At 70.0% G+C, this 9174-nt stretch carries 6 protein-coding genes and 1 pseudogene; 4 read left to right on the top strand and 3 right to left on the bottom strand.

The annotated features are described in order from the left end of the window. Nucleotides 1-20: 20 nt before the first annotated feature. Together ADL01_RS13780 and ADL01_RS13775 are read right to left on the bottom strand one after the other, a co-directional pair. Nucleotides 21-1103 carry a nucleotidyltransferase family protein gene (locus tag ADL01_RS13780; protein WP_053742262.1) on the bottom strand — a complete coding sequence of 361 codons (1083 nt, stop codon included), beginning with the start codon at nucleotides 1101-1103 and terminating at the stop codon, nucleotides 21-23. An 80-nt stretch (nucleotides 1104-1183) separates the two neighbouring features. Further along, nucleotides 1184-2500, bottom strand: a complete 1317-nt coding sequence (locus ADL01_RS13775) for a peptidoglycan recognition protein (RefSeq protein ID WP_053742261.1) — start codon at nucleotides 2498-2500, stop codon at nucleotides 1184-1186. Nucleotides 2501-2628: 128 nt separating this feature from the next. On the opposite strand from ADL01_RS13775, the gene ADL01_RS13770 reads away from it, so the two are divergent. The 4 genes and pseudogenes from ADL01_RS13770 (at nucleotide 2629) to ADL01_RS13755 (ending at nucleotide 7883) form a co-directional block, all read left to right on the top strand. Next, nucleotides 2629-3387 carry a TIGR03089 family protein gene (locus ADL01_RS13770; protein ID WP_053742260.1) on the top strand — a complete coding sequence of 253 codons (759 nt, stop codon included), beginning with the start codon at nucleotides 2629-2631 and terminating at the stop codon, nucleotides 3385-3387. Between the two features lie 147 nt (nucleotides 3388-3534). After that, a pseudogene (locus tag ADL01_RS46105) lies at nucleotides 3535-4023 on the top strand (LCP family protein); the annotation flags it as partial. A 222-nt stretch (nucleotides 4024-4245) separates the two neighbouring features. Next, nucleotides 4246-6009, top strand: a complete 1764-nt coding sequence (locus ADL01_RS13760; protein ID WP_078960502.1) for an LCP family protein — start codon at nucleotides 4246-4248, stop codon at nucleotides 6007-6009. Nucleotides 6010-6206: 197 nt separating this feature from the next. Further along, nucleotides 6207-7883, top strand: a complete 1677-nt coding sequence (locus tag ADL01_RS13755; RefSeq protein WP_078960501.1) for an LCP family protein — start codon at nucleotides 6207-6209, stop codon at nucleotides 7881-7883. Nucleotides 7884-7962: 79 nt separating this feature from the next. Here ADL01_RS13755 and ADL01_RS13750 read toward each other — a convergent pair whose 3' ends face one another. Next, nucleotides 7963-9012, bottom strand: coding sequence for a glycosyltransferase family 2 protein (locus ADL01_RS13750; protein WP_053742258.1), 1050 nt, complete (start codon nucleotides 9010-9012; stop codon nucleotides 7963-7965). Nucleotides 9013-9174: the final 162 nt, after the last annotated feature.

Here is a 9174-nt window from a genome sequence, read left to right as displayed (position 1 = left end):
GCTGGGGGGTGGGGACTCCCCTACTTGTCCGGGGAGAAGCGGAGGGCTCCGCTGGGGATTCGGGCGTCGCACCATACCCGTACGCCCTCCCTCAGTTCGTTGTCGGCGCCGATGATCGCGCCGTCGCCGATGACCGTGCCGGTCAGGATCGAGCGTTCGCCCACGCGGGCCCGTACACCGATCAGGGAGTCGGTGATGACCGCGCCCGGTTCGACCACCGCGCCCGCCATGATCGTGCTGCCCGAGACGCGCGCGCCCTCCGCCACGTACGCGCCCTCGCCCACCACCGTGCCGCCGGTCAGCTTGGCGTCGGGGGCCACCTGGGCCGAGGGGAGGACCAGGCGGTCGCCGCAGCGGCCGGGGACGGCCGGGGAGGGGGCGCGACCCAGGACCAGGTCCGCCGAGCCTCGTACGAAGGCCGCCGGGGTGCCCAGGTCCAGCCAGTACGTCGAGTCGACCAAACCCTGGAGGTGCGCGCCGACGGACAGGAGTTCAGGGAACGTTTCTCTTTCCACCGACACCGGCCGGCCCGCCGGGATCGTGTCGATGACCGAGCGGCGGAAGACGTACGCCCCCGCGTTGATCTGGTCGGTGACGATCTCCTCGGGGGTCTGCGGTTTCTCCAGGAACGCTGTCACCCGGCCGGTGTCGTCCGTCGGGACCAGGCCGTAGGCCCTCGGGTCCGTGACACGGGTCAGGTGGAGCGAGACGTCCGCCGACGTCGACTCGTGCGTGCGGACCAGGGCCCTGATGTCCAGGCCCGTGAGGATGTCACCGTTGAAGATGAGCACCGGGTCGTCCGGGCCGGAGTGCAGTCGGGAGGCCACGTTGCGGATCGCGCCGCCCGTGCCGAGGGGTTCGTCCTCGGTGACGTACTCCAGGTGGAGGCCGAGCGACGAGCCGTCGCCGAAGTACGGCTCGAAGACCTCGGCCAGATAGGAGGTCGCCAGGACGATGTGCTCCACCCCCGCCGCTCTCGCTCTCGCCAACTGGTGGGTGAGGAAGGGGACCCCGGCGGCCGGGACCATCGGCTTCGGGGTGTGCACGGTGAGCGGGCGCAGCCGGGTGCCCTTGCCGCCGACCAGGAGGATCGCTTCTGTCACCTGTCGTCTCTGCTTCCTGCCGGGACCGACCGAAATCGTGTTCGGCCGGCCAGTGTGTGCAGATCGTTCGACCCGAGAACTCATCGCCCCTGGTATTTGGCCGCCGTCTTGCGTGCCGTGCCGAGCTGCCCGTAGAGGAGCCGGCCCGGGCACTCGGTGGCGAAGCCGTCCCGGTGGCCGGAGATCACGTTCAGTCGTACGTTCTTTCCCTTTCGGTAGAGATTGCCACCACCCGACGTCAGGTATGTCTTCCCGTTCGGATTGACCCCGTACAGACCGAGTTTCCAGGCGGTGAGCCGAGCGATCGCCTTCACCGCGTTCTGTGACGGCTTGGAGTTCGTGAAGGTTCCGATGACGGCGATGCCCATGCTGTTGGTGTTGAAGCCGAGCGTGTGTGCGCCCCTCACGGGCTTCGTCATGCCGCCGGCCCGGCCCTCGTAGATGTTTCCGCACCGGTCGACGAGGAAGTTGTAGCCGATGTCCCGCCAGCCGCTGCTCAGCACGTGGTAGCGGTAGATGCCCCGGATGACGGACGGGACCTGCGAGCACCAGTACTTGTTGCCCGAGGCCGTGTGGTGCACGAAGGCCGCCTTCACCGTCTTCGTGTAGACGAAGCCGCGTTCGCGCAGCGTCTCGTCGGCGCCCCAGCCTCGACGCGTGATGATCTTCGGGCGGGCGCCGATGAAGGGCTTCACCCGCTTCACCCCTCGCTGGGCGAGGTCCGCGTTCGCCGTGCCGGGCTCGGACTCCTGCTCCGACTCCGGTTCCGGGGACTCGGTGGAGGGGTCCGGCTCCGCCGGATCCAGGGCGCGGGCGCCCTGTCGGCCGGGTGCCGCGGGTGCCGCGCCCGGGTCCACCAGTTCGAGGCGCAGACCTGAGGGGAGCGGGGCGCCGGCGTCCAGGGCGCGCCCTGTGCCCTCCGCCCGTACGCGTACCTCCACGCCGTTCGAGTCACCGACCCACAGCGGTGCCGTGGAGCCACGGACCCGGCCCGAGGCGCGTTCGGCCGAGTCGGGGTCGGCCGCGTGCTCGTGGTTGTGCGTCTCGACGTCCTGCCAGCCGGACCATCGGCCGTCGCGGGCTGCCCGGGTGCGGACCTCGACCCGGCCGTACAACTCGGTGTCCGGATTGTCCCAGATGACGCCTACGAGGGAGAAGTGCCGTACGTCCGGACGATAGAGGCCCTGTTCGGCGGCCGGACCGAGGGTGCGGTCGCCGGGGAGGGGGGTGAGCGGGAGCGACTGGGTGGCGCCGGGGACAGCGGGAGCGGCGGGGGCCGCCGGTCTCGCCTCGGCGGGTCTCGCCAGGGCCGAAGCCGGGTTGGTGGGCAGGGTCAACGGGAGCGCCAGGACGGTCGCGCATACGACGCCGACGGAGGAAGACAGGTATCCACGCATGCCCCTGATCCTGGACATAGTCATACATATCTGTCCATCGATGAACTGACGATCCGTCTGGCGGGTTCGTCCGAACCGGTGGCTTCGCGGGGCGGCCCGCGCCCGCCGTGCCGCGTAGCCTTGCGCGGGTGAACGCCATCGACCGCACCCCTGCCGACCTGCTGCGTTCCGCGCTCGCCGCGGACCCCGCGCGCCCCCTGGTGACCTTCTACGACGACGCCACGGGCGAACGTGTCGAATTGTCCGTGGCCACCTTCGCCAATTGGGTGGCCAAGACCGCGAATCTCCTCCAGGGCGAGCTGTCCGCCGAACCCGGTGACCGGGTCGCGCTGCTGCTGCCCGCGCACTGGCAGACGGCGGTGTGGCTGCTGGCGTGTTCGTCGGTGGGCGTCGTCGCGGACATGGCCGGTGAGGCCGGTGCCGCCGACATCGTCGTCAGCGGGCCCGACACCCTGGACGCGGCGCGCGCGTGTTCCGGTGAGCGGATCGCCCTCGCGCTGCGGCCGTTGGGCGGGCGGTTTCCGCAGCCTCCGGCCGGCTTCGCCGACTACGCGGTGGAGGTGCCGGGGCAGGGGGACCGGTTCGCGCCGTACGCGCCCGTCGATCCGGAGGCGCCCGCGCTGATCGTGGCCGGGGCGGAGTTCACGGGGGCGGAGGTGGTCGAGCGGGCCGGGGCGGACGCGGTGGGGTTCGGGCTCACGGGGCCCGGGTCCCGGTTGCTGTCGGGGTTGGGGTACGACACGTGGGACGGGGTCAGCGCGGGGTTGTACTCGCCGCTGGCCACCGGAGGGTCCGTGGTGCTGTGCCGGCATCTCGAGCGGGCGGACGAGGATGTGGTGGCCAAGCGGGTCGAGGAGGAGAAGGTGACGGCGACTCGCCGCAGGTAGGGGCGGGTTGTCGTACGGCGCCCGCCCCCGGCGGTCAGCCGTTCGGTCGACCAGCGGCCCGCCCCGGCCCGCCTTCCGCGCGTCGGGATCGAGCTCGGGGTCTACGCCAAGCTCGACGGGGACATCACGCCGGACCACGGTGCCGCTGCCGGGAAGGTGACGCTCGACGGGGAACAGGCGCTCGGGTATGTGCGGGCGCGGAAGTCCCTCGGCAATGGGAGCGACACCCACGGATGGACCGGCAGCAGCGATTTCTCGGGGCGCTCGTCAACAAGGTGCAGAGCAAGGACGTCCTGCGGGCCGGTCAGGCTCTATCCGGTGCTCGATGCCGGGACTTCCTCCCTCACCACGGACCCCACGCCGGCCAGTCTGCGCGGTTTGTGCGAATTGGTGGGTGGCATGCGCGACCTCCTCGTCGAACATGTGAGATTCCTGACCGTCCCACGTGAGGCGTACGCCTACGACGCCGATCGTGACCAGCGTGTCGAGCCGGACGCCGGGCGGCTGTTCGAGCGGCGGCGGACGGACTCTCCCGTGGCGGTCAGGGGAGAAAGGCCGGTTCGAGACGATTCGGGCGGGCCGACTCCCGTACCCACTTTTCGCGGGAACACCGCCGTCCGGGGCGCCTGCGGGTAAAGCGCTTGCCAAGTCACCGAACCTTAGTTCAAGAAATTGGGTGGATTGCCCGGTGTAGGGGCGTGGAATTTGTCACCGTCGTCGTTTGACACCCAACTGGCCGGATAGTGTGAGCGATCCGGTGCGTCAGGACACGTGTCGTGTGCACACCGGGAGACCGAGACCCGAGCGCCTTTGGAGGGGGAAAGGCGCCGCGTGGCCCCGACGGAGGATGCAGAAACCGTGGACGCGCAAGGCCGTGGGCAGGCGGGCGACATCGACCCCGCAGACCAGTGGGTGCTCAACCCGAGCACCGGCGAATACGAACTGCGACTGACTCCCTCCGCACCGCAATCAGCGGTACCGGGACCTCGCCGAGCCGCGCCCGCCAACGCGGGTGCGGGACGCGGGCGTTCGGCGGCTCCGGAGCGGGAGCGAGAGACACACGGGGTGCCCGGTACGCCCGGGCAGGTCCCCCCGCCGAGACGGCGGCGCGGTGTGCCCGAGGAAGAGGATCCGCTGCCCGGGCGGCGCCGTTCGCGCGCCCCGCAGAAGAAGAAGTCGAAGGCCAAGAAGGTGCTGCTCTGGACGGGCGGGACCATGGCCTTCGTCCTGGTGGCCGCCACCACGGCGGGCTACCTCTACCTCAGGCACCTCGAGGGCAACGTCACGACGACGGACGTCGGTACGGCGGGCAAGGCCGGCTTCAGCAAGGACGAGGCCTTCAACATCCTCATCATCGGCACGGACAAGCGCACCGGTGCGGGCAACGAGGCCTACGGGGACGCGGGCAGCGTCGGGCACGCGGACACGACGATCCTGCTGCACGTCTCCAAGGACCGGACGAACGCGACCGCGCTGAGCATTCCGCGTGACCTGGTCGTCGACATCCCGGACTGTCCGACCGTGCAGAAGGACGGGTCCGAGAAGATCATCAAGGGCACCCCGGACGTCCGCTTCAACACCAGCCTCGGGCAGGACGGGCGTGACCCCGGCTGCACCATGCGCACGGTGAAGGAGGTCACGGGCATCTCGCCGGACCACTTCATGATGGCCGACTTCAACGCGGTGAAGACGCTGACGACGGCGGTGGGCGGTGTCGAGGTCTGCGTGACCAAGGCCGTCAACGACAAGGAGTCGAAGCTGAAGCTGCCCGCCGGCAAGTCGAAGGTCGAGGGAGAGCAGGCGCTCGCCTTCGTCCGTACGCGGCACAGTTTCGGCAACCACGGTGACCTGGACCGGATCAAGGTGCAGCAGCAGTTCCTCAGCTCGCTGATGCGCAAAATGGCCTCCGGTGACACGCTGAGCAACCCGACCAAGCTGCTCAAGCTCGCCGAGGCGGCCACCAAGGCGCTGACCGTGGACACCGGTCTCGGCAACGTCTCCACGCTCAAGGACGTGGCGTTGGAGCTGAAGAAGGTGCCGCCGAAGAACATCACCTTCATGACCGTGCCGGTCATCGACAACCCGGCGGACGGTGTCGTCCGCAAGACGGTGATCGTCAACCAGGTCACGGGTCCCGAGGTGTTCAACGCGATCGCCAACGACGTGTCGTTCACCGCGGTCAAGCAGCAGAAGGCCAAGGAGGCGGCTGCCATCGCCGCCCGGCTCAAGGGCACCAAGTCCGCCGCCTCCGAGGTGCGGGTGCGGATCCTGAACGGCGGTGCCGTCGGCGGCTCCGCGCAGGAGACGCTCAACTACCTGCAGAATGACGAGGGCGTGACCAAGTCCGAGAACGCGGGCAACGCCTCGGCGGAGCTCGCGAAGACGACGCTGGAGTACGCGCCCGACCAGGCCGACCAGGCCCGGCGGCTGGCCGAGATCATGGGGCTGTCCGGTGCGGCGATGAAGCCGGGCAAGAGTGTGACGAACGCCCAAGGGAAGCCCACCATGACGCTGACCCTGGGCAAGGACTTCAAGGGGGCCGGCGTCTCGCTCACCGCGCCGGCGAAGGCGCCGACCGTGGAGGGGCAGTCCACGGCGGACAAGGTGCAGTGCGCCAGCTGACCACGCCGGTTCGGCCACGCCGGTCCACGCCGGTCGACCACACCGGCTGAGCGGTCCGGCTGAGTACTCCGGCCGGCTGGTGGACGTCTGTGCCAGAAGTTTTTGGTGCGCCGATTGACCTGACAGGCCTGTCTCGCGTCTAAGAGGACGCGAGGCAGGCCTGTTCGACGGCGGCGCAAGGGTGGGGAGGCAGGGGAATGACACAGAGCAGTGTGCAGGGGGAGGGGACGCGACCAGGCGTCCGGCCTGCTCGGGTTCCGGGGCAGCAAGGCGGTTCGCGCGAGCACGGGGGCGGCGCCGGCGATGGGGACGGCGGCGCGTCCGACGACGGTGGCGGTGGTGGTGCCGGGGGAAGAGGTGGGCCGGTGGGCAGACACAAGGTGCTTCGCTGGTCGGCGGCGACCCTCGCGATACTGATACTGGGCACAGCCGGCGTCGGATACCTGTACTACGAGCACCTGAACGGCAACATCCAGAAGGGCACGCGCAGCAGCGGCGACTCCAAGGCGCGGCGGACCGAGCCGAACGCGGCCGGACAGACTCCGCTGAACATCCTGCTGATCGGCTCGGACAGCCGTAACTCCGACGCCAACGTGTCCCTGGGCGGTGACAGGGCCAACCGCGGCAACCCGCCGCTGGGCGACGTCCAGATGCTGGTCCACGTCTCCGCCGACCGCAAGAGCGCGGCCGTGGTGAGCATCCCGCGCGACACCCGCGTCGACATACCGAAGTGCGTGGACCCCGACACCGGTGAGAAGTTCGCGGCGACCAACGACATCATCAACACGTCGCTGGCCCGGGGCGGCGCCGGCTGCACGCTGGCCACCTGGCAGAACCTCACCGGGGTCTACATCGACCACTGGATGACGATCGACTTCGCGGGCGTGGTGAAAATGGCCGACGCGATCGGCGGCGTCGAGGTGTGCGTGAAGCAGAACGTGTGGGACCGCCCGCGGCCCAACGTGTCCGGCGGCTCCGGGCTCAAGCTCACGGCAGGTAAGCACAAGGTCCAGGGCAAGCAGGCGCTGCAGTGGCTGCGTACCCGGCACGCCTTCTACAGCGACCTGGGGCGTGCCAAGGCCCAGCACATGTACATGAACTCGATGATCCGCACGCTGAAGGCACAGAACGTCTTCACGGACGCCGGACGGCTCACCGGTCTGGCCGAGGCGGCCACCAAGTCCCTGACGGTGTCCGAGGAGCTCGGCACCGTCAAGGAGCTGTACGACCTGGGCATGCAGCTCAAGTCGGTGCCGACCGACCGCATCACGATGACGACGATGCCGACCGTCGAGGACCCCAAGGACCGCAACCATCTGGTGGCGGCCGACGCGGACGCCGAGCAGGTGTGGACGATGCTCCGCGACGACGTGGCCTTCGACGACAAGGGCGGCAGCGCGGCGCCGAAGGCGCCGAAGCCCGCCGTCGCGGCGACGGCTTCGACGGACCCGGCGGCCGATCCCGGCGAGATCGGCGTGCTCGTGCAGAACGGCACGCGGACGGCCACCCTCGCCGCGGTCGGCGGCCGGGCGACCACGATCAGCCAGGCCCTCTCGGGCAAGGGCTTCACGAACGCGGCGGCGGACCCGTCCGGTTCGCTGTCCGTGGAGAAGACGGTCGTACGCTATCCGAGCGCCGATCTGGCGGGCGATGCCCAGCTGGTCGCCAAGTCCCTGGGGATTCCCGCGAGTTCGGTGAAGAAGTCGACGGACGTCTCCGGTGTGACGGTGACCGTGGGCGCCGACTGGCGCGAGGGCGCGTCCTATCCGAAGCAGAAGGCGCCGAAGGCGGGCCAACTGCCGGAGAGCGCCGACAAAGTGGTCGGTTCGGACACCGACGCGTGCATGGACGTGTACTCGCCCTACCGCTGGTAGACGGCCGCGCACATGAGTCGGGGCCTGCCGTCAGTGGTGACGGCAGGCCCCGGCTCGTAGGGATTCAGGACGTAGGTGTTCAGGCCGCGTTCGCGCCGTCCAGTACCGCCGGCCGACGGGCCGCGATCACCTTCCTGGCAAGCGACTTGGGGCTCGTCAGGAAGCCCCAGCCCCAGCACATGTGCATGGTGGCGAGGGCGACGGGGATCTGCAGCCGGGCCTTGAGGGGGAGCCCCTTGCCCGCCGGCACCGAGCCCGCCGTGATCGCCGCGAGGTAGCCGCCGGGCACCAGGAAGGCCCACGGGGTCAGTACGGCGCCCAGCAGCACGCCCGCCGCTATCGCGAGCACGGCGGTGGGCGGGGCGAGGTAGCGCAGGTTGATGGAGCCCTCGTGGTAGCGGGCCACGACATGGCGCCAACGCCCGTAGTCCTTGTACTGCTTGGCCAGCGCGCGCACGGAGGGCCTCGGCCGGTACGACACCCGCAGCTCGGGCGAGAACCAGATGAGGCCGCCCGCCTCCCGGATCCGGAAGTTCAGCTCCCAGTCCTGGGCGCGGATGAACTCCACGTTGTAGCCGCCCTGTTGCTCGAGGGCCGCCCGCCGGAAGACACCGAGGTACACGGTCTCGGCGGGCCCCGCCACACCGCCCGTGTGGAAGGCGGCGTTGCCGACGCCGATCTTCGAGGTCATCGCGGCGGCCACCGCGTGCTCCCAGGCGTTCTCGCCCTCGGCGTGCATGATCCCGCCGACGTTCTGCGCGCCGGTCTCGTCGAGGAGACGGACGGCGGTCGCGATGTAGTCGGGCGAGAGCATGCCGTGTCCGTCGACGCGTACGACCACGGGGTGGCGGGAGGCCTTGATCGCGGCGTTCAGCGCGGCCGGCGTGCGTCCGGTGGGGTTGGGGACCGTGTGGACGCGCTTGGCGTCGGAGGCGGTTTCCCGGACCAGCTCGGCGGCGATCTCGTCCGTGCGGTCCGTCGACGGACCGAGGGCGATGACGACCTCCATCTCGCCGGCGTACTCCTGGGCGAGGATCGCTTGGACGGCTCCGCGCAGATGCCGCTCCTCGTTGAGAACGGGCATGATCACGGACACGGCGGGCAACCGCACGTCGGGCTTGGCGTTCATAGGGGGCTCACGTTACCGCGAACGGGGGACACCGACGCGCGCCGCCCGCTGCCTGACCCGGGCCGCAGATCGTATGGGCCTACGGTGCTCACGGATCCCACGTTCGGCCCACTCCCCCTCCCCCCGGCCAGCCTTCGCGGAGGTGCTCCCCCATGCCCGCGT

The sequence above is a fragment of the Streptomyces sp. NRRL WC-3618 genome (genome assembly GCF_001280005.1).
Lineage (GTDB): Bacteria > Actinomycetota > Actinomycetes > Streptomycetales > Streptomycetaceae > Streptomyces.
Note: the sequence above shows the minus strand (reverse complement) of the source record. Positions and strands in the feature narration are given on the sequence as shown.